The organism is Streptomyces vilmorinianum (assembly GCF_005517195.1).
GTDB classification, from domain to species: Bacteria; Actinomycetota; Actinomycetes; order Streptomycetales; family Streptomycetaceae; genus Streptomyces; species Streptomyces vilmorinianum.
Genome location: NZ_CP040244.1, coordinates 7,492,495 through 7,517,625 on the forward strand (window position 1 = coordinate 7,492,495; position 25,131 = coordinate 7,517,625).

Here is a 25,131-nt window from a genome sequence, read left to right on the forward strand (position 1 = left end):
CGCCATCGTCAGTCCGTCGCGAGGCCCTTCAGCCGCTTGGCGATCTTCGCGAGCCGCTCGCCCTGGTAACGGGCGGCCTGGAGCACGTTCTCCTCCGGGGCACCGTTGGCGCCCGCGTGCGCGGTGCCGTAGGGGTTGCCGCCCGCCGCGTACACGGACGGGTCGGTGTAGCCGGGCGAGACGATGACGGAGCCCCAGTGGTGGAAGGTGTTGTAGAGCGCGAGCAGCGTCGACTCGTTGCCGCCGTGCAGGTTGTGGGCGCTGGTGAAGGCGGTCGCCGGCTTGTCGCTCAGGACGCCCTGCTGCCACAGCCCGCCCGCCGTGTCGACGAACTGCTTCAGCTGCGCGGCGACGTTGCCGAACCGGGTCGGCGTTCCGAGGGCGTAGGCGTCGCCCCACTCCAGGTCGTCGAGCGTGGCGATCTCGACATCCCCGGCGGCATCCACATGGGCGCGCCAGGCGGGGTTCGCGTCGATGGCCGCATCGGGCGCGAGCTCGGGCACCCGCCGCAGCCGCACCTCCGCACCGGCCTTCTCCGCCCCCTCGGCGACGGCCTGGGCGAGCTCGTGGACGTTCCCCGTGGCCGAGTAGTAGATGACAGCAACCTTGACCGACATGACGAGCTCCCCTAACCGGATCATCTTCCGTTTCGACGACCAGAGCCTAAGTGGATAGCTCTCCACTTCGCAAGAGGATCCCCATGAAAACCGGATAGTGCTCCGTTATGCTCGTGTCACAGGCGGACAGGCGGGCAGGTTGACGGACGGACCGAGGAGGCTCGGGACGAAGGGCAGGCGGACGAGATGAGCGCGAGGAAACCCCGGGCGAACACGCCCCAGGACACCGGCACGACGCCGGGCTCACCCCCCGGCGACACAGCACCGGAACACCAGCCGCCGACGCCCGTGCCGCTGCCCGAGATCACGCTCCTGCCCACCGCCGGGCGGGCCGTGACCGAGCGGGCCGATGCCGCCCGCAACCGGCGCAAGATCCTGGACGCCGCCGCGCGGATCGTCGCCGAGGTGGGGCCCGAGGCCGTCACCATGAATCAGGTCGCCCACGCCAGCGGCATGGGCGTCGGCACCGTCTACCGCCGCTTCGGCGATGTCGCCCAGCTGCTGTGGGCGCTCCTCGACGACCGGGAACGGCAGTTCCAGGCCGCGTACATGGGCGGCCCGCCCCCGCTCGGCCCCGGTGCCCCCGCCGGGGAGCGGCTGCACGCGTTCCTCGACGCGCTCGTCGACCGCGTCATCGAGCAGCGCGAACTCCTGCTCGCCGCCCAGGCCGCCGCCCCCAGCGCGCGCTACACCAGCGGCGCGTACCTCGCCCTGCACACCCACGTCACCCTGCTGCTCTCGCAGCTCCGGCCCGAGGCGAACAGCGCGCTCCTCGCCCACCTCCTCCTCGCGCCGTTCTCGCCGAGCCTGGTGCACCACCTGTCGAGGGAGCAGAACCTCTCCGCCGCCGAGCTCAAGGCGGGTATCAACGCCCTGCTGCAGCTGGGGGAATGAGCGCCGCGAGCCCGTCCAGCACGCGGGCGAGACCGAAGGCGTAGGCGTGGTCGGGGCTGTACACGCCCTGGTACGCCACCGCCGCCGCCTCCCCCACCCGCGACGCAAGCGGGAACCGCTCGGCGTCGAACATCCGGGCCAGCAGCGGCTCGTGAGCAGCCCACCACTCGTGGTCCGACATCGCGCTCTCGCGGTCCACGGCCCGCGCGTCCAGCTCCGCCCGGGCCACGGACTGCACGAAACCCAGGACATGGGTGAGCGCCGAGTCCATGGCCACGTCGTCGAGCCCCAGCCCCTCGAAGGCGCCGAGCTCGTGCTCGTACTTGGTCATCACGCCCGGCCCGAGCGGCGGCCGGTGGACCCGCAGCTCCGCCACCCACGGGTGCCGCAGATACAGCGCGCGGTTCTCGCCGGCGACCGCCGTCACCCGCTCCCGCCACGGCTCGTCCGCCGCGAAGGCGGCGCGCGGCATCCGCAGGAAGGCGGTGTCCAGCATCAGATCGAGCAGCTCGGCCTTGCCGGGGACGTACGTGTAGAGCGTCATCGGGGTCACCCCGAGGCGCTGCGCGACCGCGCGCATGGTGAGCGCGTCGAGCCCGCCCTCGTCGGCAAGGCCGATCGCCGCGTCGACGACCGCGTCGACGGTCAGCCCCTGCCGAGGCCCCCGCCGAGACCCCTGCCGAGGTCCCTGCCGAGGTCCCTGCCGGGACCCCCGCCGGCTCCCGCCGTCCGCCGCGCCCTCGCGCCACAGCAGTTCCAGGGTCCGCGCCGGGTCCCCGGCCCCACTGCTCCGTTCCTTCGCCATGCCACCCATTCTCGCAGGTCAGAACAGCTGAGCCTATTTTTGTACGTTGTATAGAGTACCGTGTACGGAGAATACGGAGAATGGGATCAGCAGCATCGGAGGCGCAGCCATGACCACCCCCGCCGCAGCGGACAGCCACCACGTCATCCAGGTCCGCGGGGCCCGCGAGAACAACCTCAAGAACGTCTCCGTCGACCTCCCCAAGCGCCGCCTGACCGTCTTCACCGGCGTCTCCGGCTCCGGAAAGTCCTCGCTCGTCTTCGGCACCATCGCCGCCGAGTCGCAGCGCCTGATCAACGAGACCTACAGCGCCTTCCTCCAGTCCTTCATGCCGAGCCTCGGCCGGCCGGACGTGGACGGGCTGCACAACCTCAGCGCCGCGATCGTCGTCGACCAGGAGCGCATGGGCGCCAACTCCCGTTCCACCGTGGGCACGGCGACCGACGCGTACACGATGCTGCGGATCGTCTTCAGCCGCCTCGGCACCCCGCACATCGGCACCTCAGGCGCCTTCAGCTTCAACCTGCCCGAGGGCATGTGCCCGCGCTGCGAGGGCGTCGGCGAGGTCTCCGACATCGACGTCGACGAACTCGTCGACCGCAGCAGGTCGCTCAACGAGGGCGCGATCACCGTGCCCGGTTACGCCGTGGACTCCTGGCTCTGGCAGATCATGGCCAACTCCGGCTTCTACGACCCCGACAAGAAGCTCGCGGACTTCACCGAGGAGGAGTGGGCGGACTTCCTCCACAAGCCGTCCTGCAAGGTGAAGGTCGGCAGCAACAACTTCACCTACGAGGGCCTGGTGGTGAAGGTCCAGCGGACCATCCTCGCCAAGGACCGGGACGCCGTGCAGGCCCACATCCGCGCCTTCGTCGACCGGGCCGTCGTCTTCCGCACCTGCCCCGAGTGCGAGGGCACCCGCCTCACCCGGGCCGCGCTGTCCTCCCGTATCGACGGCGTGAACATCGCCGAGTGCTCGGCCATGCAGATCAGCGACCTGGCCCGGTTCGTCCGGCGGATCGAGGACCCGTCCGTGGCACCGCTCCTCGCGGGCCTGCGCGAACTCCTCGACTCGCTCGTCGAGATAGGCCTCGGCTATCTGAGCCTGGACCGGGCCTCGGGCACGCTCTCGGGCGGCGAGGCGCAGCGCGTGAAGATGGTCCGCCACCTCGGCTCCTCGCTCACCGACGTCACGTACGTCTTCGACGAGCCGACCACCGGACTGCACCCGCACGACATCCGGCGCATGAACGACCTGCTGCTGCGGCTGCGCGACAAGGGCAACACGGTCCTCGTCGTCGAGCACAAGCCGGAGGTCATCGAGATCGCCGACCACGTCGTCGACCTCGGCCCGCGCGCCGGCTCGGCGGGCGGCGAGATCTGCTACGCCGGTGACGTCCCGGGCCTGCGCGCCTCCGGGACCCTGACCGGCGAGCACCTCTCCCACCGGGCGAAGCTGCGCCCCGAGGTACGGACCCCCACCGGCTCGCTCTCCATCAAGGGCGCGAGCCGGCACAACCTCCAGGACGTGAGCGTCGAGATCCCGACGGGCGTCCTGACGGTGGTCACGGGCGTGGCCGGCTCCGGAAAGTCCTCGCTGATCCACGGCAGCCTGCCCGGCCGCGAGGGGGTCGTCGTCGCCGACCAGTCCCCGATCCGTGGCTCGCGCCGCTCGAACCCGGCGACGTACACCGGGCTGCTCAGCCCGATCCGTACCGCATTCGCCAAGGCCAACGGGGTCAAGGCGGCGCTCTTCAGCGCCAATTCGGAGGGCGCGTGCCCGAAGTGCAACGGCCTCGGGCTCGTCTACACGGACCTGGCGATGATGGCCGGCGTCGCCTCGGTCTGCGAGGAGTGCGAGGGCCGGCGCTTCACGCCCGAGGTCCTCGGCTACACGCTCGACGGGAAGAACATCCACGAGGTCCTGTCGATGGCGGTGGAGGAGGCGTACGAGTTCTTCACGGCCAAGGGCCAGGCCCGCACCATCCTCGGCCGGCTGAAGGACGTGGGCCTCGGCTACCTCCGCCTCGGCCAGCCCCTCAACACCCTCTCGGGCGGTGAGCGCCAGCGGCTGAAGCTGGCGATCCACATGGCGGAGAAGGGCGCGACCTACGTCCTGGACGAGCCCACCACCGGCCTCCACCTCGCGGACGTCGACCAGCTCCTCTCCCTCCTGGACCGCCTCGTCGACGCGGGCAACACGGTCGTCGTCATCGAGCACCACCAGGCGGTCATGGCCCACGCGGACTGGCTGATCGACCTGGGCCCGGGCGCGGGCCACGACGGCGGCCGGATCGTCTTCGAAGGCACGCCGTCCGAACTGGTGGAGAAGGGCGACACATTGACGGCTCGTCACCTGAGGGAGTACGTGGGCGCCTGAGCCCCTCCCACGGCCCGCGACGGTGAGGGGCGCGCGACGGTGTGGAGGTCCCTCACCGTCGCGGGCCGTCCACACCGTGAAACGACCTGGACCGGCCCCGCCCCCACATCGCACCATCCCGCCATGACGACGACCTACCTCATCCTCCACGGCTTCCAGAACCACCGCCCGCCCGGCCACTGGCAGCACTGGCTCGCCGGCCGCCTCGCCGAGCGGGGCCACGAGGTCCGCTATCCGCAGCTCCCCGAGCCGGACGCGCCGGTCCTGGAGGACTGGCTGGCCGCGCTGGAGGAGCACGGCGGGCGCCCGGACGAGGGCGAGTTCGTCGTGCTCGCCCACAGCCTGTCCGTGCTGCTGTGGCTCGGGGCCGGGGAGCGGCGGCCGGACGCGGACCGGGTCCTCCTCGTCGCCCCGCCCTCCCCCGCCGTGACCGCCTCGATCCCCGAGATCGCCGCCTTCGCCGCCCCCGCCGCCTCCACCACCTCCGCCGCCTCCACCACCTCCGCCCCCGCCGCCTTCGCCAACGGGCTCGACCTCGCCTCCGTACGGCTGAAGGCCCCGACCCGGCTCGTGTACGGCGACGGCGACCCGTACTGCCCCGAGGGCGCCGACGTGCACTACGGCACCCCGCTCGGCCTCGACATGGACCTGGTCCCGGGCGGGGCGCACCTCAACCCGGACTCCGGGTACGGGGCGTGGCCCTCGGTCCTGGAGTGGTGCGAGGACCCGGCGGTGCGGGTGCGCGGCCGGTAGGGTCGGCGGGATGGACGAGGAAGGCATGCTCGACGTCGGCGACGGCAACCGCATCCACTACGAGGTCGTGGGCAACCCGGCCGGCAAGCCCGCGCTCGTCGTCCACGGCGGCCCCGGCTCCGGCTCCTCGCCCACCGCCCACCGGCTCTTCGACCCGGAGAAGTACCGGATCGTCCTCTTCGACCAGCGCGGCTGCGGCCGCTCGCTGCCGCACGCGAGCGATCCCGCCACCGACATGTCCGTGAACACCACCGCGCACCTGATCGCGGACATGGAGCGGCTGCGCGAACACCTCGGCGTCGAGCGCTGGCTGCTGTACGGGGGCTCCTGGGGCTCCACGCTGATCCTGGCGTACGCCGAGACGTACCCCGAGCGCGTGTCCGAGATCGTGATCGCGGCCGTGACGACGACCCGGCGCTCCGAGACCGCCTGGCTGTACGAAGGGGTGGGCCGGTTCTTCCCCGAGGCGCACGAGCGCTTCCGGGAGGGTGTGGACGGGGCGGCGGACCTCGTCGCCGCGTACGCCCGCCGGATGGAGGACCCGGACCGGTCAGTACGGGAGAAGGCGGCGGCCGACTGGTGCGCCTGGGAGGACGCGGTGCTGTCCATGGAGGGCATGGGCACCCCGTACACCGACCGGGTCGACGACGCCCGCCTCGCCTTCGTCCGTATCTGCGCCCACTACTTCGCGCACGGCGCCTGGCTGGAGGAGAGCGCCCTGATCCGCGACGCCCACCGGCTCGCGGGCATCCCGGGCGTCCTGATCCACGGCCGCCTGGACATGGGCGGCCCGCTCACCACGGCCTGGGAGCTCTCCCGCGCCTGGCCGGACGCCGAGCTGCACGTGGTGGAGGCGGCGGGCCACCTGGGCGGCGGGGAGACCCGCGCACTCGTCCTCTCGGCCCTGGCGCGCTTCGCGAACGGGTGACAGGCCGTGCGTCGCCCACACCCCCGGGTGAACATCGGTCCATGACGACCGAGATCCACCTCGCCCAGCAGCCCGAGGCCGACGAGCTGCTCGGCCGCTCCCCGCTCGCCGCGCTCGTCGGCATGCTGCTCGACCAGCAGGTGCCGATGGAGTGGGCGTTCTCCGGGCCGTACACGATCGCGCAGCGGCTCGGCGCCGACGATCTCGACGCGGGGCAGATCGCCGCGTACGATCCCGACGCCTTCGCCGCGCTGCTCTCCGACAAGCCCGCCGTGCACCGCTATCCCGGCTCCATGGCCAAGCGGATCCAACAGCTGTGCCAGTTCCTCGTGGACGAGTACGGGGGCGAGGCCGAGGCGGTCTGGTCGGACGCCGCGACCGGCAAGGAGCTCCTCGCAAGACTGAAGGCCCTGCCCGGTTTCGGGGCGCAGAAGGCGCAGATCTTCCTCGCGCTGCTGGGCAAGCAGTACGGCGTACGTCCCGAGGGCTGGCAGGAGGCGGCCGGGGCGTACGGCGAGACCGGCTCGTACCGCTCCGCCGCCGACATCACCGGGCCCGAGTCGCTCGCCAAGGTCCGCGCCTTCAAGCAGGAGGCGAAGCGCGCCGCAAAAGCGGCCAAATCATCTGGGAATTGAATGTTCCGGATGTCAATCCTGCTAAATCCGACATGAATTGTGGCTGAGCTGTTCACACGAGGCACCGGAGATCGCTAACTTCCCCTCAACCTCGTTCGCATCGGGAAGGACCTCTGTGAACGCATCCTCTCGCAGAGCCGCGGCCACCCTGGCCGCTGCCGCACTTGCCACCCCGCTCCTGCTGGCCGCCGCTTCCCCCGCCACCGCCACCTCGGACCCCGCGGCCAAGCCCGCCCGAGACGCCGCGAAGCTGGCGAAGAAGCTGGTCGGCGAGACGTCCGCGCAGGACGCCTACAAGCACCTGGAGATGTTCCAGGCGATAGCCGACTCGGCCGGCGGTCACCGCGCGGCCGGCTCGCTCGGGCACGACGCCTCCGCGGCGTACGTGTACCAGCAGCTCAAGAAGGCCGGCTACAACGTCTCGTACCAGAAGTTCGACTTCATCTACACCGAGACGCTGGCCCAGAAGGCCGCCGTGATCTCCCCCGCGCCGCGCGACATCGCGATCGCGGCCATGACGTACACCAAGTCGACCCCGGTCGGCGGCATCACGGCAGACCTCGCGGCCGCCCCGGTCGACGCCGACGGCACGAACGGCTGCGAGCCGGGCGACTTCGCCGCGGGCGCCTTCACCGGCAAGATCGCCCTGATCAAGCGCGGCGGCTGCACCTTCGCCGCCAAGCAGGAGAACGCCGCCGCGGCCGGCGCCGTGGGCGCGATCGTCTACAACAACACCGACGGGGCCCTCTCCGGCACCCTCGGCGACCCGGCGGCCGGCAAGATCCCGACCGGCGGCGTCACCAAGGCCGAGGGCGAGAAGCTCGCCGCCGACCTGGCCGCGGGCCCGGTGAACATCTCCTTCGAGATCCGCCAGCTCGCGGAGCAGCGCTCCACCAACAACGTCATCGCGGAGACCAAGGGCGGCAACGCCGCCAACACCGTGATGCTCGGCGCGCACCTCGACTCCGTGACGGCCGGCCCCGGCATCAACGACAACGGCTCCGGCTCCGCCGGTCTGCTCCAGGCGGCCCTGGAACTCGCCGAGTCGAAGGCGAAGGTCCGCAACAAGGTCCGCTTCGCGTGGTGGTCGGCCGAGGAGAACGGCCTGCTCGGCTCCGAGCACTACGTCGCGAACATGAGCGAGCTGGACAAGAAGGAGGTCAAGCTCTACCTCAACTTCGACATGATCGCCTCGCCGAACTACGGCCTGTTCGTGTACGACGGCGACAACTCGGACAACGTCGGCGCGGGCCCGGGCCCGGAGGGCTCCGCCCAGCTGGAGCGCGACATCACCGACTTCATGGACAAGCGCGGCCTCCCGCACGAGGGCACCGACTTCACGGGCCGCTCGGACTACGGCCCGTTCATCGAGATCGGCATCCCGTCGGGCGGCACCTTCACGGGCGCCGAGGGCATCAAGACGGCGGCGCAGGCGGAGAAGTTCGGCGGGACGGCGGGTGTCGCGTACGACGTGAACTACCACGCGGCCGGCGACGACCTGTCGAACATCAACATGACGGCCTTCGACGCCAACATCGACGTCATCGCCAACGCGCTGGGCACCTACGCCCACGACATCAGCTCCCTGAAGCGCCCGGTCGTCTCCGTCCCGACGGAGGGCGACGCGGGCAGCGGCGGCGGCCTCCACGACGGCCACGACCACGAGGTCACCGAGTAACCGCGACACACGAGTCGTAGGCGTTCGGCACAACGACCCGCACGAGGGGGTCCGGTCACGACCGGACCCCCTTCCGTGTCGGGGCGGCTTACCGCCGCCTCCGCGCCGTGCCGAAGAGCGACCGGCCGATCTCCCGGTCCACCGCCTCCGCGTACCGCCCCCACAGCGGCGACCCCTTCACCGCCGCCTCCAGCGCATCCACCCCGATCGGCCCCAGGCCGCTCGTCAGCACCTCCTCCAGGTCGTACGCCGACTCCGGAAACGTCCGCACCGTCGCCTTCAGCGCCTTCGCGTCGTCCGGAGTGAACGCCCGCAGCGCGTGCTGCACGCGGTTGCCCAGCTGCGCCGGCACATCCCCCGGCACGTCCCCGGCACGTCCTTCGGCGTCTGCGTCACGAAGAACACCCCCACCCCCTTCGAGCGAATCGGCCGCACCGTCTGCGTGATCGCCTCCAGGAACGTCGAGAACAGGAGAGCGGGATCCGGATCCGCGCGTCCGGGTGAACCGCGCCGTCCCAGAGCAGCGCCCCCAGATCGAGTGCGGCCCCGCTGAACCCGTACCCCGCCGCGATCTCGCCGGTCGGAGACTGTTCGCTCACGCTCATCAGGGGACCCCAATTCCGGGTTTGTGGCGGTTTGCCCCAGCATCGCACCACGTCCGCGTGGCTGCGCCGGGAGCCGCTTGCCCGGTAGGCTTTCCGTGTGATCTTCAAGCGCATCGGAAACGGCCGGCCGTATCCCGACCACGGCCGGGAAAGCACCCGGCAGTGGGCGGACGTCGCCCCGCGCCCGGTCCGCCTCGATCAGCTGGTGACCACCAAGGGCCAGCTGGACCTGGAGACGCTGCTCGCCGAGGACTCCACCTTCTACGGCGACCTCTTCGCGCACGTCGTGAAGTGGCGGGGCGACCTCTACCTCGAGGACGGGCTGCACCGCGCCGTGCGCGCGGCACTCCAGCAGCGGCAAGTACTGCACGCCCGCGTCCTGGAGATGGACTGACGGGTCCACCCCCGCTCGACTGATCCTTTCGGGGTCTCTTCCCGCCCATCCGGACGCGATCACATGATCATCCAGTAGGCAACCTCGACCAGCGGCATTACGCTGCGTCCATGAGCATGCTCACTCCCCCCGGAATGGGCGGAAAGTACCGCATCACGGGGGACAAGTACCCGCGCATGCGCCGCCCCCGGCGTCGGCGCCGGATCGTCCTCGCGGCCGGGGCCGCCGTGATCGTGCTCGGCGCGGCCGGATGGGGAACGCTGCAGCTCGTCGACGTGTTCTCGGGCGGCGGCGACGACACGAAGACGACGGCCGGCCGCCGCGCCGACTGCAAGCCCGCCCCCAAGGCGACGACGGCGCCCGCCACCGCCCTGCCCAAGCCCGCGCAGATCACGGTGAACGTCTACAACGCGACCCCGCGCAGCGGCCTCGCGAAGACGACCGCCGACGAACTCAAGAAGCGCGGCTTCGTCATCGGCAAGGTCGGCAACGCGCCCGCCGCGTACGACAAGAAGGTCCCCGGCGCCGGGGTACTGCTCGGCGCCCCGGGGGCCGCCAAGGGCGCGTTCCCGGTCCTGGGCACCCAGCTGAAGGGCGCCACGACGAAGACGGACACCCGCGCCACGGCGGACGTGGACCTGATCCTGGGCACGGCCTTCAAGACCCTGGACCCGAAAGCAACGGCGGACGCGGCCCTGGTCGCCCTCAACACGCCCAAGCCCGCGCCCGCGCCTTCTTGTTAGGGGCTCGGTTCGCCTCCGGGCGCCCTTATGCGGGTGTCGACGGTCGATCGTGCTCGGTCCTTCGTTCCTCAGGACCTACGCGCGTTCTCCCTTTCGACACCCGCGGCGCCCTTCGGCTCACTCGCCGAGGCCCCGTGGTGCTGAATTAGTCGACGGTCCCGTACATGCGGTCGCCCGCGTCGCCCAGGCCCGGGACGATGTAGCCGCTCTCGTTGAGGCGCTCGTCGACCGAGGCCGTCACGACCGTCACCGGCGTGCCCGCCAGCTCGCGCTCCATGACCTCGACGCCCTCCGGGGCGGCGAGCAGCACGACCGCGGTCACATCGTCCGCGCCGCGCTTGATCAGCTCCTGGATCGCCGCGACGAGCGTGCCGCCCGTCGCCAGCATCGGGTCCAGGACGTACACCTGGCGACCCGAGAGGTCCTCCGGCATCCGCGTCGCGTAGGTCGACGCCTCCAGCGTCTCCTCGTTGCGGATCATGCCGAGGAAGCCCACCTCGGCGGTCGGAAGCAGCCGCACCATGCCGTCGAGCATGCCGAGGCCGGCGCGGAGGATCGGGACCACCAGCGGCCGCGGGTACGACAGCTTCACGCCCGTCGTGGGCGTCACAGGGGTCTCGATGTCGACCTGCTCCGTGCGCACGTCCCTGGTGGCCTCGTAGGCGAGCAGGGTGACCAGCTCGTCGGCGAGACGGCGGAAGGTCGGGGAGTCGGTGCGCTTGTCGCGCAGCGTGGTGAGCTTGTGGGCGACCAGCGGGTGATCGACGACGTGGAGACGCATGACTCCAACAGTAGCCCGCACTGGCATCAACCCACGCCGTGGAGGGAAGGTGGGGGCACAGGACCCAGTCGTGGGGTGGTGTGGCCCATGCCCGACCCGCAAGACCCGGCCGAGGTGCCGGGCGGTGAGACGCCGCCGGAGACCGACGCGGAGCGCCGCCGGCGCCGCGCCCAGTTCCTGCGTGAGCTGCACGAGGCGAAGGCGCTGCGCGAGCGCGTCCAGCCCCGGCGCGCGCGAGCGGCCAGGATGCGCCAGGCCATGCGGATGCGAACCTTCCGCTGGTGAGGGCGGCGGCGCCGGGGCGCCGCTCGTGCGCCGCCTGTGCGCCGGGGCCGTGCGCCGGGTCCGCGCGCCCACCCGTTCACCGTCTCGATCAGACTGATGCACGACGCAAGAGCCGAAGACCTCTCCTGAAGCCGTCGTTTCTGCCACGATGCCGATTGGGCGGGGCATCAGGAGCGCGCCGCCGGATCGTCACACCTCTGATCAGTGGGAGAGTCACGGTGTACTTCGCCGCACTGCTCGCGCGCACCGAAGACGGGTGGGAAGCGAGCGACACAGAGATCGACGATGTGGAGACCCTGTCGGATCTGACCGAACTGGCCCGCGAGGCCTCGGTCGACGAGGACACGGTGATCGTCTTCATCGAACAGGAGGACGCCTGGTTCGGCCTCCTCCGGATCGAGGGCGAGGACGACCCTCGCATCTACGTGTCGGACGGGGCGGCCGCCGCCCGCTCCTCGTACGGGGAGATCCTCACCAAGGAACTGCTCGGCGACGACCTGGACGACGACGCCGCCGACCTGGACGCACTGGACCTCGACGGGACGGAGGACGGGGAGCCGCTCGACCAGGAGGACGACGAGGACGCGTCGCAGGCCGCTGCCGACGCCGTGCCGGCCGCGCCGGTCGGCGACCGGCTGATCCTGGCGGATCTCGGCGTGTCCGAGAGCATGCTGCTGGCGCTCGAGAGCGACGCGCTGGCGGAGATCGCGGACGCGCTGGGCGCCGCGGAGGTCCTGGAGAGCGTTCGCTAGTGACGGAAGCCGTACCCGATCCCGTACCGGATGCCGTTCCCGATCCCGTACCGGATCACGGCCCCGATCCCGTACGGGATCCCTGGCGGGAGCCCATGCGGCTCGCGCTCGCCGAGGCCGACCGGGCCGCGCTGGCCGGTGACGTACCGGTCGGCGCGGTCGTGCTGGCCCCGGACGGCACGGTCCTCGCCGTCGGGCACAACGAGCGCGAGGCGATCGGCGACCCGACCGCCCACGCCGAGATCCTGGCCCTGCGCCGGGCCGCGGCGAAGACCGGGGAGTGGCGGCTGACCGGCTGCACGCTCGTCGTGACCCTGGAGCCCTGCGTGATGTGCGCCGGCGCGCTCGTGCAGTCCAGGGTCGACCGGGTGGTCTTCGGCGCGCTCGACGAGAAGGCGGGTGCGGCCGGTTCGCTCTGGGACCTCGTACGGGACAGGCGGCTCAACCACCGTCCCGAGGTGATCCACGGCGTCCTCGGCGAGGAGTGCTCGGCCCAGCTCACGGCCTTCTTCCGCACCCGCTGAACGCGTCTCCGACCTGCGAAGCGATACGGATTTCATCGCACGGGCCTCTTTGGGCTAAGCTCTCTCTCGGTAGCGTGTCCGAGCGGCCGAAGGAGCTCGCCTCGAAAGCGAGTGTGGCGCAAGTCACCGAGGGTTCAAATCCCTCCGCTACCGCTTCGATCGAAGGGCCCGGTGCATCGCACCGGGCCCTTCGGCGTGTCCGGGGCGCGTGCACCCGTACCGGTACGACAGAGGCCCCGGCCGCACTGTGTGCGCGGCCGGGGCCTCTCCGTCGGACGGGGGGAGCGGCATCGGGGGGACAAGCCGCTCCCCCCGATGAGAACCGGTCCTACAAGTCCTGCGCCGCAGTCAGGGGGAGAGCGCGCGGCGCGGACCCCGCAGTGAGGGCCGGTTCCTCGGCCCTGCGGATTCCTGCCAGATCCGCCGGGCTCGACATCCATACTGCTCTGCCGTCACCCTTCCGGGGGGCGGCAAACGGCCTCGATCACCGGGCCCTTGGTCCATAAAGATCCGGTGAGTGGCCGAAGTGGCTCGGTTAGACTCACGCGTCCGCACAGGGGCACGGACAGCTGGGACACAGACAGGGGAGGGCGCGGCAGATGGCGCAAGCGAAGAAGGTCGCGCTGTACGCGCTCGTGGTCTTCGTGCTGTACACGATCATCAATTCCCCCGACCGGGCCGCCGATCTCGTCCAGGTAGGGTTCGAGGGCATATCGTCCGCCGCACAGGGCGTCGGCGAGTTCATGACGGAACTCGTCAACTAGAGCATCGACGAGGAGTCCTGCCGTGATCCGCCATCTGGTCCTGTTCAAGCTCAACGACGGCGTGCAGCGCGACGAGCCGCGTGTGGTCGCCGGGGCCGAGGCCTTCCGGGCGCTCGGCGGGCTCATCCCGGAACTGACGTTCTGGGAGTGCGGCTGGAACGTCTCCGACCGGCCGATCGCGTACGACTTCGCCATCAACTCGGCGGTCGAGGACACCGATGCGCTCAAGCGCTACCTGGAGCACCCGGCCCACCAGGCGGGCGTGGCCCAGTGGCGCGAGTTCGCCACGTGGGTGATCGCGGACTACGAGTTCTAGGGGCTCACCCGAGACTCACCCGAGACTCACCCGGCTCTCTTCTTCAAGGCCCCTCGCCGTCACGGCGGGGGGCCTTCTGGGTGTTGACCTCCCATTTAATCCCAACTTGCCCTCAACACGTGGCTATACGGTGCTTGCACACAGTGGACATGTCTTGTGATGCTATGACCGCTTTTGATGGATGAGTTTGACCGTAGTTGACCAGCCATAGTCGACCGCAAGACCAGCCAAAGGGGTGGCGTGAACGTGCCGGCCAGTACAGCGCCTCAAGTCCCGCCCCAGAACGAGGCCGGAGGCCCGGACACCCCGCGCCCCCGGCCGCAGAACACCCGGCCCCAGAACACCCGGCCCCAGAGCACCCGGGGCGCCGACACCCGCGCGCTCACCCAGGTGCTCTTCGGACAGCTCAAGGAGCTTGAACCGGGCAGCCCGGAGCACCACCGGGTGCGCGGAGCGCTGATCGAGGCCAACCTGCCGCTCGTGCGGTACGCGGCGGCCCGCTTCCGCTCCCGCAACGAGCCCATGGAGGACGTCGTCCAGGTCGGCACCATCGGTCTGATCAACGCCATCGACCGCTTCGACCCGGACCGCGGCGTACAGTTCCCGACCTTCGCCATGCCCACCGTCGTCGGCGAGATCAAGCGCTACTTCCGCGACAACGTACGGACCGTGCACGTGCCGCGCCGGCTGCACGAGCTCTGGGTCCAGGTCAACGGAGCCACCGAGGACCTCACGACCGCCCACGGCCGCTCCCCCACCACCGCCGAGATCGCCGAACGACTGAAGATCGGCGAGGACGAGGTACTGGCCTGCATCGAGGCGGGACGGTCGTACCACGCCACCTCTCTGGAAGCGGCCCAGGAGGGCGACGGGCTGCCCGGACTGCTCGACCGGCTCGGCTACGAGGACCCGGCACTCGCCGGGGTCGAGCACCGGGATCTCGTACGGCATCTGCTCGTACAACTGCCCGAGCGCGAGCAGCGGATCCTGATGCTCCGTTACTACAGCAACCTGACCCAGTCTCAGATCAGCCAGGAACTCGGCGTCTCACAGATGCATGTGTCAAGGCTCCTCGCCCGGAGCTTCGCCCGATTGAGATCCGCAAACAGGATCGAGGCGTAGCTGAAACGGGTAGACCGTTTCGGAGTAGTTCTGACGCGGCTTCACGGCGGCCAAATGCCGTACACCCCTTGTTTCCTGCGGATATCCCCGTGCGCTGTGTCGACAAGTCACTACAGCGTGTTGCCGACATGTGACATTCTGCTGGAACCGCGTTTGCCGCAGCCCCGCCTCCGGTATTCAGGTGGAGGCTGCGTTCCTCCGATGGTCGTGGCCGCCGCGACCGTCCGCGACCTCAAGGGGGTGGCATGTCCGCAGAACAGGGCAGCTCGAAGGTGCTCACGCTCACGCCCGAGCCCGCGCAGACGCCGGTTCAGATGCCGGTGCAGCCGCAGGCCCAGGCCCCGAGCGAAGCGCCCGCCGCGCCGCTTGTCGTCTCGCCGGAAGCCATCGACACCCGCACGCTCTCCCGCTCCCTCTTCCTCCGGCTCCGCGCCCTGGACGACGAAGGCGCCGCCGCGGACAGCCCGGAGCGGACCTACGTCCGCGACACCCTCATCGAGCTCAACCTGCCGCTCGTGCGGTACGCGGCGGCCCGATTCCGCTCCCGCAACGAGCCGATGGAGGACATCGTCCAGGTCGGCACCATCGGCCTGATCAAGGCGATCGACCGCTTCGACTGCGAACGCGGCGTGGAATTCCCGACGTTCGCGATGCCGACCGTCGTCGGCGAGATCAAGCGCTTCTTCCGCGACACGAGCTGGTCGGTACGCGTCCCGCGCCGGCTCCAGGAGCTGCGCCTCGCGCTGACCAAGGCGAGCGACGAGCTCGCCCAGAAGCTCGACCGCTCCCCGACCGTCCCCGAACTCGCCGCCGTTCTCGGGGTGTCGGAGGAGGACGTCGTCGACGGCCTCGCGGTCGGCAACGCGTACACCGCCTCCTCACTCGACTCGCCCTCCCCGGAGGACGACGGCGGCGAGGGCTCGCTCGCGGACCGCCTCGGGTACGAGGACACGGCCCTGGAAGGGGTCGAGTACCGCGAGTCGCTGAAGCCGCTGCTCGCCAAACTCCCGCCCAGGGAGCGGCAGATCATCATGCTGCGGTTCTTCGCCAACATGACCCAGTCGCAGATCGGCGAGGAGGTCGGCATCTCGCAGATGCACGTCTCGCGGCTGCTGACGCGGACGCTGGCGCAGCTGCGGCAGGGCCTGATCGCCGACTAGAGGATCGGCGAAGTCCACCGAATCGCTTCCTTGCTGACATACCGTCAGCCACACTGACGCCATGCGGCGACGACAGAGGTCACTTCTGACAGTGGTCGCGCTCTGCCTCGGCGGAGCGCTGACCGCGTGCGGCAGCGGAGACGACGGCGAGGGCTACGCGGCGGTGGGCGCGGGCTCCTCCCCGAAGGGCGCGGTGCCGCCGTCGGGATCGGTGACCCTGATCCCGCTGGACGGCGCCCCGTCGGCGTCAGCGAGCGGTACGACCTCCAGCACGTCGTCCCCGTCCCCACCGGCGCCGGGAACGGCCTCGGAGCCGCGACCGGGCGCGTCCCCGTCCGGCGCGTCCGGCACATCCGGCGAGCGCGGTACGGGTGCGGGTGCGGGTACGAGTTCGGGTTCGGGTTCGGGTACGGGTACGGGTACGGCCCCAGGGACCACGCCCCCGCCGGCCCTGCCGTCGGCCCCGGGCGCGACGACTCCGCCGCCGCCACCGCCCACCCAGACGACTCCGACCACTCCGGGCACTCCGGCCGCCCTGACCCTCTCCGCGCCCGTGCTCGGCGACGCGGAGGTGCGGTGGTGCGAGAAGGTGACGGTCACGTTCCGCAACACCGGGGGCACGGCGGCGACTTCGGGCACGGTCACGTTCGCCACCCACGTCATCGGCGCGCTCGGCATCGACTGGGCGACGATCGAATCCGCACAGCCACTGCCCACCCCGATCGCGGCGGGGGCGGCACGGACCCATACGTACACGGTCTGCGTGGACTCCTGGCGGGTGCCGTTGGGCATGCACATCGACACCCAGAAGGTCACTGCGAAGCTCTGACTTCCGTCGGGGAAGGGTGCGTGCTCCTCAGATGCCGCCGCAGAAGGACGTTGGCATCGGTCTCCGCACTCCAGTCGAACCGCAGCCGGGCATCGGCCCGCTCCTTCGCCAGCTCGGCGCACTCCACGCAGTCGGGAACGGGGACGGGCGGCCGGCTCATCTCGTACGCGGTGCTCGCCCGCTCGTTGGCGGCCCGCACCCCGGCACTCAGCCGCTCCGCCGGCGTCGCCGGGCGGACCTGCTCCGGATCGGCCTGCCACTCCCGCCCGCCTCCGACGGGACGGAGCATGGCGTAGGGCCCCGCCTTGCCCCGGTACTCCCCGACCTTGCGGGCGGTGGGGTCGTAGACGAACCCCCCGCATTCCATGTGCCCTGCCATTCCTCAGCTCCTCACCCGATCGGGCGACTACTCTCCGTGGCTCCAGCGTTGCTCAATGGGAGGAGCGGCCACAACGCTCGACGCGTGCCAAGGGCCCACTGTCACAAGGGGGGATGGAGTGAGTCGACGGAACGCCACGGGAGGAACGGCCGCCACGACGGCGGGTGTCTTCGGCGAGCTGCTCCGGCACTACCGGGAGGCGGCGAACCTGACGCAGGACGGCCTCGCGCGCCAGATCCCGTGCGACCGGTCGCACGTGGCGCGGGTGGAGGCGGGGACGCGGGTGCCGCAGGACACGTTCGCGAAGGCGTGCGACGAACTGCTGGGGACGGGAGGGGTGTTAGGGCGGCTGTGGGGCCGGATCGACTGGTATCCGGAGGTACAGCACCCGGACTGGTTCGAGCGCCGGGCGGAGATGGACGCCGAGGCGGTGGCCCTACGGGAGTACCAGGTGCAGATGATTCCGGGTCTGCTGCAGACACCCGAGTACGCGCACGCTCTGTTCTCGCGGAGGTCCTCCGGCGAGGAGCTGGAGGAGCGGGTGAGAGCCCGACTGAGCCGCCAGCAGCGGTTCTTGGCCGAGGACGGCCCGCTGTACGTGGTGGTGCTGGACGAGAGCTGTCTGCGGAACGTCGTGCAGAGCACGAACGTCATGCGCGGGCAGTGCGAGCATCTGCTCAGGGTGGGCCGGCGTCCCAACCTCCGCATTCAGGTCGCCCCGGCCGACCGGGCCGAACTTCGCCGCCCCAACACCTCGTTGTCGCTGATCACGCTGCCCGACGGCAAGGAGTGGATCTACTCGGAATCCCTGGGAAAGGGTCACTTCATCGACGATCCGGCCGCCTTCACGCGGCACAGCCAGACCTATGATGTGCTCAGGGCAGACGCTCTGTCAGCTCGCGAGTCGGCCGCTTTGATCAGCGACATGATGGAAGGGTACGGACACCATGCAGAGGCACGATCTGAACCCGACGACCTGGATCAAGAGCAGCTACAGCGGCGACGACGGCGGCAACTGCGTCGAGGTGGCCCCCGGATTCCCCGGCCTCGTCCCCGTGCGTGACAGCAAGGTTCCAGATGGGCCCGGCCTCGTCTTCGAGCGTGCGGTGTGGGACTCGTTCGTGACGTCCCTCTGAGTCCTCAGGCGAGGACCAGGGCCGCGACGACCGGGGCCGCGTACATCAGCGGCCACGCGACGTGCGGGTAGGAGCGGGCGCGGATCACGGTGATGACGGCTCCGGCGAAGTAGAGGACCGTGCCGATCCCGGCCGCCAGGCCGATCGCAGGCACCCACAGGCCGACCACCAGGCCCGCCGCGCCGGCCGCCTTGGCGACGCCGAGCCAGGTCCACCAGGTGCGAGGGACGCCGTACTCGGTCAGGGGCTCGACGACCCACGGGGCGTTGATGAAGATCGAGAAGGCCGAGAAGCCGACCATGAACGCGGCGACAGCGGTGACGACGATGTAGGTGGTGGACATCGGGGACGCTCCTCATCCAGGTGGTGTCCGAGCGCTTCTCGCTCGGACACCCCACTGACGGAGCGCGCCGCACACGTGTGACAGGCCCGGCGCCTGTTTCTTCGGGAACTTTCCACCGCCGCGAGGCTCAAGGGCCTGACCGCCCCCGTCAGCCGCTGGTGGTGGCCGCCCTCTCTCCGAGTGTGGCGGGTTCCGGCGCCGCCTCAAGGGCGCTTCGCGTCGCTCCGCGATGGGCTCCGCCCACCCTTGACCCGCCGCCTCCACCCGCCTTTTCACACTCGGAGGGCGGCCCGGGGTGGGGTCCACGCGAGGGGCACGGTGGTTGGCGCGGCTCGGCTCAGCGGCCGCAGGCCGATGGGTGGTTGTGCGCGGCAGTTGAATGGGGCGGCCCGGCACCGGCTCAGCGTGTGACGGCCGGCGGACGGCCGGGCTTCATGCCCCGCTGGTCACCCCCGGTGGAATCTCCCGCCCCGAAACCCTCCCCGGAGGCTGGGGGCACTCAAGGCCCCACGTCCCGGCCGGGCCCGGGAGCGGGCCCACTCGCGGTAGCGCAGGCTCGGCGGGGCGCCCGGAAAGCCGCCGGGGCATGCCGTTTCCGTGCTCTGCGCGAGCCTAACTGCGCCCTACTCGCGGTAGCACGCAGGACGAAAGCCGCACCTGCGGGCAATTCGCCCGCTCGTCGGCGTTGGTGGCGGCGTTATGACTCCACGCAGGCGGACCAACCACCCGGCGTCGAGGGCGGCGGCGCTGGGGTCCGCCCCGCAGCCCCCGGCAGGGTTGAGGGAAGGGGCGGGGTAGGGGATCTCCACCGGGGGTGACCAGCGGGGCATGAAGCCCGGCCGTCCGCCGGCCGTCGCACGCTGAGCCGGTGCCGTCACCGCCCCACACCACTACAGCGCACCCGACCCAACCCGCACCGGCTTCCCGGCCACGGCCACAAACCGAGCCCCCACCCACCCCGCCCAACACGAGGAACCCAGCCCGGCCGATTCCCGGCCCCCCACCCACACACCCGCCACACGCCCACGAAGCCGAGACGCCCCCGAGTGGATGCGTGGCCACGCCCCCCGGCCGCCCTCCGAGTGGGAAAAGGCGCCCGTAGGCGGTGGGTCAAGGGTGGGCGGAGCCCATCGCGGAGCGACGCGACGAGGAACGAGGAGCGCCCTTGAGGCGGCGCCGGAGGGCGCCACACTCGGAGCGAGGGCGGCCGAGCCAGAAGCTCACCAGGGCCCGGGGCACGAGCGCCCCACGGCCCCCGGGGCACGACCGCCCCAAAGCCCCCGGGCCCCCGGGCCAAGACCCTCAGGACCCGTCAGCCCAGGGCCCGTCGGCCCAGGACCCGTCAGCCCAGGGCCAGCCAGGCCACCGCCGCCAGGATCGCGATCGCCGCGACGACGCCCACGATCAGGCCGACGCGCGGGCCGGACGAGGTGGTCGCCGCCGCCTGGGGGCGGCCCTGCGGGGCGCCCTCGTCGACGAAGGCGCGGAACATCTGGGTGCTGCCGGCCGGGTCGTAGTTGCCCTCGGGGCCGGGGCCCTGGCCGTACGGAGCTTGCGGGTTGTGTGCCATGGGCAGGGACCCTAGCGAACCCTGCCTTCCGGCCCCAAGCCCCGACCCGTAACGGCACCGATCCCCCGCCGTGCTCCCGCACGCCTCCCACCTTTGCCGATTCTTTAGCGCGGTTTGACCGATTTAGTTTGCCTGGAGCAACCATCCATCTCTATGGTTGCCCTAAGCAACAAGATGGGGTCGCCGTGGACACAGCGGACAAGCCGAACCGGTACGAGAACCTCGCCCGCCAGGTGAGCGCCATCGGCGCGGTCAAACGCGGCATGGCCCGCTCCCTGCCCGCCGACTGCCCCAGCGGTTCGGCCGTCGTCCTCGCCCTGCTCAAGCGCCACGGGGACATGCGGATGAGCCGGATCTCCGAGCTGATGGCCGTCGACATGTCGGTCAGCAGCCGTCACGTGTCCCACACCGTCGACCGCGGCTGGGTCGAACGGCTCCCCGACCCCGCCGACAGGCGTTCCCGGATCCTGCACCTCACCGCCGAGGGCAGGGAGAAGCTCGCCGAGCTCGACCGCCGGCTGACCGCCATGCTCGCCCGCAACCTCGCGGACTGGTCCGACGACGACGTCGAACTCCTCACCACCCTGCTCGCCCGCCTCCGCGGCTCCTTCGGAGACTGCCGGGCCCACGCCTAGAAGCACCAGACGCATCAGACGCATCAGACGCAAAGGACGTTCATGGCCACGACCACCCCCGCCCCGTCGACCCAGGCGAGCGGCCACGCCTCCGACGGGGCGCCCATGACCCACCGGCAGATCATGGAGGCGCTCTCCGGGCTGCTGCTCGGCATGTTCGTCGCCATCCTGTCCTCGACGATCGTCTCCAACGCCCTCCCCCAGATCATCACCGACCTCGGCGGCGGCCAGTCCGCCTACACCTGGGTCGTCACGGCCGCGCTCCTCTCCATGACCGCGACCACCCCCCTGTGGGGCAAGCTCGCGGACCTCGTCTCCAAGAAGCTGCTCGTCCAGATCGCCCTGCTGATCTACGTCGCCGGCTCGGTCGTCGCCGGCCTCGCGCAGAACACCGGCATGCTCATCGCCTGCCGTGTCGTCCAGGGCATCGGCGTCGGCGGACTGACCGCCCTCTCCCAGATCATCCTGGCCGCGATGATCGCCCCGCGTGAGCGCGGCCGGTACAGCGGCTACCTCGGCGCCACCTTCGCCGTCGCCACCGTCGGCGGCCCGCTGCTCGGCGGGGTCATCACCGACACCGACTGGCTCGGCTGGCGCTGGTGCTTCTACGTCGGCGTGCCCTTCGCGCTGATCGCACTCCTCGTCCTGCAGAAGACCCTCAAGCTCCCGGTCGTGAAGCGCCAGGTGAAGGTCGACTGGGCGGGCGCGTTCGTCATCAGCGCCGCCGTGTCGCTCCTCCTGATCTGGGTGACCTTCGCGGGTGACAAGTACGACTGGCTGTCCTGGCAGACGTACGTCATGGTCGGCGGTTCCGTCCTCCTCGGCGCGCTCTTCGTCCACGTCGAGTCGAAGGCCGACGAGCCGATCATCCCGCTGCGCCTCTTCCGCAACCGGACCATCACCCTCGCCTCGCTCGCCTCCCTCTTCGTGGGGGTCGCGATGTTCGCCGGCACGGTGTTCTTCAGCCAGTACTTCCAGCTGGCGCGGGGCGAGTCGCCCACGATGTCCGGCGTCCTGACCATCCCGATGATCGCCGGTCTGTTCGTCTCCTCGACCGTCTCCGGCATGGTCATCACCAAGACCGGGCGCTGGAAGGCCTGGCTGGTCAGCGGCGGTGCCCTGGCGACCGGCGGGCTCGGTCTGCTGGGCACGATGCGCTACGACACGGCGTACTGGCACCTGGCGCTCTTCATGGGCGTCCTGGGGCTCGGCCTCGGCATGATGATGCAGAACCTGGTCCTGTGCACGCAGAACCAGGTGGACCCGAGCGACCTGGGCTCCGCCTCCTCCGTCGTCACCTTCTTCCGCTCGCTCGGCGGCGCGATCGGTGTCTCGGCGCTCGGCGCGGTGATGGCCAACCAGGTCACGCAGTACGTGAAGGACGGCCTGACGGCCCTCGGCCCGCAGGGCGCGGCCTACGCGAAGGCGGCCGGCGGTGGCGGCATCCCGGACATGGACACGCTGCCGGCCCCGCTGCGCACGGTGATGGAGAGCGCGTACGGGCACGGTGTCGCCGATGTCTTCCTCTACTCGGCGCCGTTCGCGCTGCTCGCCTTCCTGGTGACGCTGTTCATCAAGGAGGTCGCGCTCAAGAGCAGCAGCGACAACGGCTGAAAGCTCCCGGCCGCGCCCCGAGCGGAGGCGCGGCCGGGTCGGTACGGAGCGGCGGGCAGGGGACGGCCCGCCGCTCCGTCATTTCTCCTGGCTGCGCGCGACCATCGTCTCGATGCCGGCGATCAGGATGTCCAGGGCGTAGGCGAAGTCCCGCTCCCAGATGTCGCTGACACTGCCGTGCGTGGCCCGCTCGTCGAGGATCTCCTTCATGTCCTCGATCTGTTCCGCGAATTCGGGGTCGTCGCGGAAGGCCGCGACGGCCTCCGTGTAGAAGTCGTCCTGCGACATGCCGGCCTCCGCCGCGCGCAGGCCGAACTGGGCCTCCAGCGTCCCGTAGCCGTACACGAACTGGAAGACCGCCGACATCGCGCCCGGCTGGCCGTGCAGCGGCAGGCCGGTGTCCCTGACCGTCTCCTGGATCTTGGTGCCGACGGCGATCGCGTTCGGGCCGATGTTCAGGTACGAACCGGCGCTGGGCGACACCCACGGGTGGCGGACCAGCATCCTCCGGTAGGCCAGGGCGAGCGCGCCGATCCGGTCCTGCCAGCTCCCGGCGGCGTCGACGGCGTCGAGGTCGATCTCCCCGTAGACGGCGTCGAGGGCGAACTCGATGATGTCGTCCTTGGTGTCCACGTACCAGTAGAGCGACATCGCCGTGACGCCCAGCTCGGTGGCGAGCTTGCGCATCGACAGCTTGGCCAGGCCCTCCTCGTCGAGCATCCGGATCGAGGCGGCGACGATCCGGTCTCGGTCGAGTCCGGCCGGGCCGCCCCCGCTGCGGGCGGCCCGCTTCTCCAGCCAGACGCTGGAACGCGCCGGGTTCTTGGCCCGCTCGGCGGCCTTGACCATCGCGTTCCTCCGTGTGTCTACCTGTCGGTCAGCGGTTCGCCACCATGCTATTCAGCCGCCACCTGCTCCTCCGACCGCTCCTCCGACCGCTCCGACCGCTTCTCCGACCGCTCCGACCGCTCGGCGCGCTTGAGCAGGGCCGCCGCGAGGAGGCCGCCCGCGAACACCGCGACCGCGCCGACGAGCTGGCTGGTCTGGAGCCCGGAGGCGAAGGCGCCGGAGATCTGCCGCCGCTCGGCGTCGCTGCCCGCCGCCGCCAGTGCGGCCGGCAGCGAGGTGGCGGTGACGGCGACGAGCGCCGCGAACCGTGCGTTGAGGACGGCGCCGAGGACGGCGACGCCGAGACCGTTGCCGAACTCGGCGAGGGTGCCGTTGACGCCGGCGCCGACGCCCGCCTTCTCCGGCGGGATCGCGCTCATGATCGCGTTGGCCATGGCCGGGTTGGAGACGGCGAGGCCGATGCCCATCAGGACCAGGCCGAGGAGCATGCCCCAGTAGCTGCCGTCCGTGCCCCCGCCGAGCACGGCGATCGAGGTGAGGCCGGCGGCGACCAGGGTCATGCCGAGGGCGACGGTGGGCGGGGTGCCGAGCTTCATCACGATCCGCGGGCCGACGCCGGTCAGGTTGAGGGCGACGACGGTCAGCGCGAGCGGCGCCATCCGCAGCCCGGCCTCCATCGGGTCGTACCCGAGGACGAACTGCAGGTGCTGGGTGAGCAGGAAGAGCGAGCCGCCCATGCCGAACATGACCAGGATCGCGCCCGCCACGGCTCCCACGAACTTCTGGTTGCGGAAGAAGTGCATGTCGAGCATGGGGTACGGGATGTGCAGCTCCCACAGCGCGAAGGCACCGAGGACGACGACGCCGATCGCGGCGGGGAGCAGCACCTCGGCGGAGGTCCAGCCGTGCTCGGGGCCGGTGATGATCGCGTACACGGCGGCGGTCATGCCGATGGTGGAGAGCAGGGCGCCGAGCAGGTCCGGGCGGTCGCCCTGCGGGTTCCTGGACTCCGGGACCAGCTTGAGGACGGCGATCAGGCCGACCAGGGCGACCGGGATGTTGACCAGGAAGATCATTCCCCACCAGAAGTGGTCGAGGATGACGCCGCCGATCAGCGGTCCTGCCGCGAAGCCGAGCGAACCGACGGTGGCCCACAGCGCGATGGCCTTGACCCGCTCGGAGTCGTCGAAGATCTGCATGACGACGGCGAGGGTGGTGGTCATGAGCAGCGCGCCGCCGACGCCCATCCCGGCCCGGGCGGCGATCAGCTGCGCGGTGGAGTCGGCGAGGCCGGCGGCGAGCGAGCCGAGGCCGAAGAGCGCGAGTCCGGCGGCGAGGAGCTTCTTGCGGCCGTAGCGGTCGGCGGCGTTGCCGGCGGTGAGCAGCAGACCGGACTGGACGAGCGAGTACGCGTTGATCATCCACTGGATGTCGGTGGTCGACGCGTGGAGTTCGGAGGTCAGCGAGGGGATGGCCACGCTGAGGACGGTGTTGTCGAGCAGCACGGTGAGCTGGGCGAGGCAGATGACGCCGAGGATCAGCCAGCGCTGCGGGTGCCTGCCGCCGGTGGTGGTGGTGGGTGCGGCGGGTGAGGACTCGGCGGTCGGCGCCGTCATGGTTCCCCCTTGTACGGTGTACGG

The 25,131-nt window shown here is 70.8% G+C and carries 28 protein-coding genes, 1 tRNA gene and 2 pseudogenes; 21 read left to right on the plus strand and 10 right to left on the minus strand.

The features are described 5' to 3' along the window. Nucleotides 1-8: 8 nt before the first annotated feature. Complete coding sequence (wrbA, locus tag FDM97_RS34840; RefSeq protein ID WP_137994439.1) at nt 9-617, minus strand: NAD(P)H:quinone oxidoreductase; 609 nt, start codon at nt 615-617, stop codon at nt 9-11. A gap of 186 nt (nt 618-803) precedes the next feature. Here wrbA and FDM97_RS34845 point away from each other — a divergent pair, with 186 nt between their 5' ends. Continuing rightward, on the plus strand, nt 804-1,511 hold the full coding sequence (locus FDM97_RS34845) for a TetR/AcrR family transcriptional regulator (RefSeq protein WP_137994440.1): 708 nt from the start codon (nt 804-806) through the stop codon (nt 1,509-1,511). Here FDM97_RS34845 and FDM97_RS34850 read toward each other — a convergent pair. Continuing rightward, a complete protein-coding gene (locus FDM97_RS34850) occupies nt 1,483-2,316 on the minus strand; it encodes a TetR/AcrR family transcriptional regulator (RefSeq protein ID WP_137994441.1) in 834 nt (277 codons plus the stop codon). The two genes, FDM97_RS34845 and FDM97_RS34850, sit on opposite strands and share 29 nt — an antisense overlap. 109 nt (nt 2,317-2,425) lie before the next feature. Here FDM97_RS34850 and FDM97_RS34855 point away from each other — a divergent pair, with 109 nt between their 5' ends. The 5 genes from FDM97_RS34855 to FDM97_RS34875 all read left to right on the plus strand — a co-directional run bounded on the left by FDM97_RS34855 (nt 2,426) and on the right by FDM97_RS34875 (nt 8,690). Next, nucleotides 2,426-4,696: an ATP-binding cassette domain-containing protein gene (locus FDM97_RS34855; protein WP_137994442.1), complete on the plus strand. Its 2,271-nt coding sequence runs from the start codon at nt 2,426-2,428 to the stop codon at nt 4,694-4,696. 123 nt (nt 4,697-4,819) lie between these two features. Continuing rightward, nucleotides 4,820-5,449 (plus strand): RBBP9/YdeN family alpha/beta hydrolase, encoded by a 630-nt coding sequence (locus tag FDM97_RS34860; RefSeq protein ID WP_137994443.1) that lies wholly within the window; start codon nt 4,820-4,822, stop codon nt 5,447-5,449. A gap of 10 nt (nt 5,450-5,459) precedes the next feature. Then, nucleotides 5,460-6,377: a prolyl aminopeptidase gene (gene pip, locus FDM97_RS34865; protein WP_137994444.1), complete on the plus strand. Its 918-nt coding sequence runs from the start codon at nt 5,460-5,462 to the stop codon at nt 6,375-6,377. Nucleotides 6,378-6,418: 41 nt separating this feature from the next. Next, entirely contained in the window at nt 6,419-7,012 is a 594-nt protein-coding gene (locus FDM97_RS34870; protein ID WP_137994445.1) for an HhH-GPD-type base excision DNA repair protein, read from the plus strand. A 115-nt stretch (nt 7,013-7,127) separates the two neighbouring features. Beyond that, entirely contained in the window at nt 7,128-8,690 is a 1,563-nt protein-coding gene (locus FDM97_RS34875; protein ID WP_137994446.1) for a M28 family metallopeptidase, read from the plus strand. 130 nt (nt 8,691-8,820) lie between these two features. Here FDM97_RS34875 and FDM97_RS34880 read toward each other — a convergent pair. Beyond that, nucleotides 8,821-9,149: pseudogene (locus FDM97_RS34880) on the minus strand (helicase HerA-like domain-containing protein); the annotation flags it as partial. 243 nt (nt 9,150-9,392) lie between these two features. Here FDM97_RS34880 and FDM97_RS34885 point away from each other — a divergent pair. Further along, nucleotides 9,393-9,689 carry a type II toxin-antitoxin system VapB family antitoxin gene (locus FDM97_RS34885; RefSeq protein WP_009067182.1) on the plus strand — a complete coding sequence of 99 codons (297 nt, stop codon included), beginning with the start codon at nt 9,393-9,395 and terminating at the stop codon, nt 9,687-9,689. A 110-nt stretch (nt 9,690-9,799) separates the two neighbouring features. Beyond that, entirely contained in the window at nt 9,800-10,432 is a 633-nt protein-coding gene (locus tag FDM97_RS34890; protein ID WP_137994447.1) for a LytR C-terminal domain-containing protein, read from the plus strand. 145 nt (nt 10,433-10,577) lie between these two features. Here the strand turns inward: FDM97_RS34890 and upp are convergent, their stop codons facing one another. After that, nucleotides 10,578-11,213 (minus strand): uracil phosphoribosyltransferase, encoded by a 636-nt coding sequence (gene upp / locus FDM97_RS34895; RefSeq protein ID WP_137994448.1) that lies wholly within the window; start codon nt 11,211-11,213, stop codon nt 10,578-10,580. Between the two features lie 87 nt (nt 11,214-11,300). Between upp and FDM97_RS34900 the strand changes: the two genes are divergently transcribed. The 8 genes from FDM97_RS34900 (at nt 11,301) to FDM97_RS34930 (ending at nt 16,136) form a co-directional block, all read left to right on the plus strand. Further along, nucleotides 11,301-11,498 carry a hypothetical protein gene (locus tag FDM97_RS34900; protein ID WP_137994449.1) on the plus strand — a complete coding sequence of 66 codons (198 nt, stop codon included), beginning with the start codon at nt 11,301-11,303 and terminating at the stop codon, nt 11,496-11,498. A 218-nt stretch (nt 11,499-11,716) separates the two neighbouring features. Continuing rightward, nucleotides 11,717-12,250: a tRNA adenosine deaminase-associated protein gene (locus FDM97_RS34905; protein ID WP_137994450.1), complete on the plus strand. Its 534-nt coding sequence runs from the start codon at nt 11,717-11,719 to the stop codon at nt 12,248-12,250. A gap of 95 nt (nt 12,251-12,345) precedes the next feature. Further along, nucleotides 12,346-12,774 (plus strand): tRNA adenosine(34) deaminase TadA, encoded by a 429-nt coding sequence (gene tadA / locus FDM97_RS34910; RefSeq protein ID WP_137995210.1) that lies wholly within the window; start codon nt 12,346-12,348, stop codon nt 12,772-12,774. A gap of 68 nt (nt 12,775-12,842) precedes the next feature. Beyond that, a tRNA-Ser gene (locus FDM97_RS34915) sits at nt 12,843-12,927 on the plus strand. 446 nt (nt 12,928-13,373) lie between these two features. Continuing rightward, the gene (locus FDM97_RS36135; protein WP_175439350.1) at nt 13,374-13,538 is read left to right on the plus strand and encodes a hypothetical protein; all 165 of its coding nucleotides are present in this window, start codon (nt 13,374-13,376) and stop codon (nt 13,536-13,538) included. 22 nt (nt 13,539-13,560) lie between these two features. Further along, a complete protein-coding gene (locus FDM97_RS34920) occupies nt 13,561-13,854 on the plus strand; it encodes a Dabb family protein (protein ID WP_137994451.1) in 294 nt (97 codons plus the stop codon). Nucleotides 13,855-14,100: 246 nt separating this feature from the next. After that, nucleotides 14,101-14,976, plus strand: coding sequence for an RNA polymerase sigma factor SigF (locus FDM97_RS34925; RefSeq protein ID WP_137994452.1), 876 nt, complete (start codon nt 14,101-14,103; stop codon nt 14,974-14,976). Between the two features lie 245 nt (nt 14,977-15,221). Next, nucleotides 15,222-16,136, plus strand: coding sequence for an RNA polymerase sigma factor SigF (locus FDM97_RS34930; protein ID WP_137994453.1), 915 nt, complete (start codon nt 15,222-15,224; stop codon nt 16,134-16,136). Between the two features lie 153 nt (nt 16,137-16,289). Here the strand turns inward: FDM97_RS34930 and FDM97_RS36765 are convergent, their stop codons facing one another. Next, nucleotides 16,290-16,736 (minus strand): hypothetical protein, encoded by a 447-nt coding sequence (locus FDM97_RS36765; protein ID WP_254705866.1) that lies wholly within the window; start codon nt 16,734-16,736, stop codon nt 16,290-16,292. On the opposite strand from FDM97_RS36765, the gene FDM97_RS36770 reads away from it, so the two are divergent. Then, nucleotides 16,726-16,965, plus strand: a complete 240-nt coding sequence (locus tag FDM97_RS36770) for a hypothetical protein (protein ID WP_254705867.1) — start codon at nt 16,726-16,728, stop codon at nt 16,963-16,965. The two genes, FDM97_RS36765 and FDM97_RS36770, sit on opposite strands and share 11 nt — an antisense overlap. On the opposite strand, the gene FDM97_RS34940 is transcribed toward FDM97_RS36770, so the two are convergent. After that, on the minus strand, nt 16,949-17,344 hold the full coding sequence (locus FDM97_RS34940) for a hypothetical protein (RefSeq protein WP_137994455.1): 396 nt from the start codon (nt 17,342-17,344) through the stop codon (nt 16,949-16,951). The genes FDM97_RS36770 and FDM97_RS34940 overlap by 17 nt on opposite strands. Before the next feature lie 118 nt (nt 17,345-17,462). Here FDM97_RS34940 and FDM97_RS34945 point away from each other — a divergent pair, with 118 nt between their 5' ends. Together FDM97_RS34945 and FDM97_RS36775 are read left to right on the plus strand one after the other, a co-directional pair. Further along, nucleotides 17,463-18,407 (plus strand): helix-turn-helix domain-containing protein, encoded by a 945-nt coding sequence (locus FDM97_RS34945; RefSeq protein WP_137995211.1) that lies wholly within the window; start codon nt 17,463-17,465, stop codon nt 18,405-18,407. Further along, nucleotides 18,370-18,480, plus strand: coding sequence for a DUF397 domain-containing protein (locus FDM97_RS36775; RefSeq protein WP_254705868.1), 111 nt, complete (start codon nt 18,370-18,372; stop codon nt 18,478-18,480). Before FDM97_RS34945 ends, FDM97_RS36775 begins: the two co-directional genes overlap by 38 nt. 4 nt (nt 18,481-18,484) lie before the next feature. On the opposite strand, the gene FDM97_RS34955 is transcribed toward FDM97_RS36775, so the two are convergent. After that, nucleotides 18,485-18,823 carry a DoxX family protein gene (locus FDM97_RS34955; protein ID WP_137994457.1) on the minus strand — a complete coding sequence of 113 codons (339 nt, stop codon included), beginning with the start codon at nt 18,821-18,823 and terminating at the stop codon, nt 18,485-18,487. 1,342 nt (nt 18,824-20,165) lie between these two features. After that, nucleotides 20,166-20,393: a hypothetical protein gene (locus FDM97_RS34965; RefSeq protein ID WP_137994459.1), complete on the minus strand. Its 228-nt coding sequence runs from the start codon at nt 20,391-20,393 to the stop codon at nt 20,166-20,168. A 185-nt stretch (nt 20,394-20,578) separates the two neighbouring features. Between FDM97_RS34965 and FDM97_RS34970 the strand changes: the two genes are divergently transcribed. Both FDM97_RS34970 and FDM97_RS34975 read left to right on the plus strand, forming a co-directional pair. Beyond that, nucleotides 20,579-21,028, plus strand: a complete 450-nt coding sequence (locus tag FDM97_RS34970) for a MarR family winged helix-turn-helix transcriptional regulator (RefSeq protein WP_254705869.1) — start codon at nt 20,579-20,581, stop codon at nt 21,026-21,028. 105 nt (nt 21,029-21,133) lie between these two features. Further along, nucleotides 21,134-22,624, plus strand: a pseudogene (locus tag FDM97_RS34975) (MDR family MFS transporter); the annotation flags it as partial. Nucleotides 22,625-22,720: 96 nt separating this feature from the next. On the opposite strand, the gene FDM97_RS34980 reads toward FDM97_RS34975, so the two are convergent. Next, nucleotides 22,721-23,491 carry a TetR/AcrR family transcriptional regulator gene (locus tag FDM97_RS34980; protein WP_137994461.1) on the minus strand — a complete coding sequence of 257 codons (771 nt, stop codon included), beginning with the start codon at nt 23,489-23,491 and terminating at the stop codon, nt 22,721-22,723. A gap of 47 nt (nt 23,492-23,538) precedes the next feature. Continuing rightward, a complete protein-coding gene (locus FDM97_RS34985) occupies nt 23,539-25,107 on the minus strand; it encodes an MFS transporter (protein WP_137994462.1) in 1,569 nt (522 codons plus the stop codon). Nucleotides 25,108-25,131: the final 24 nt, after the last annotated feature.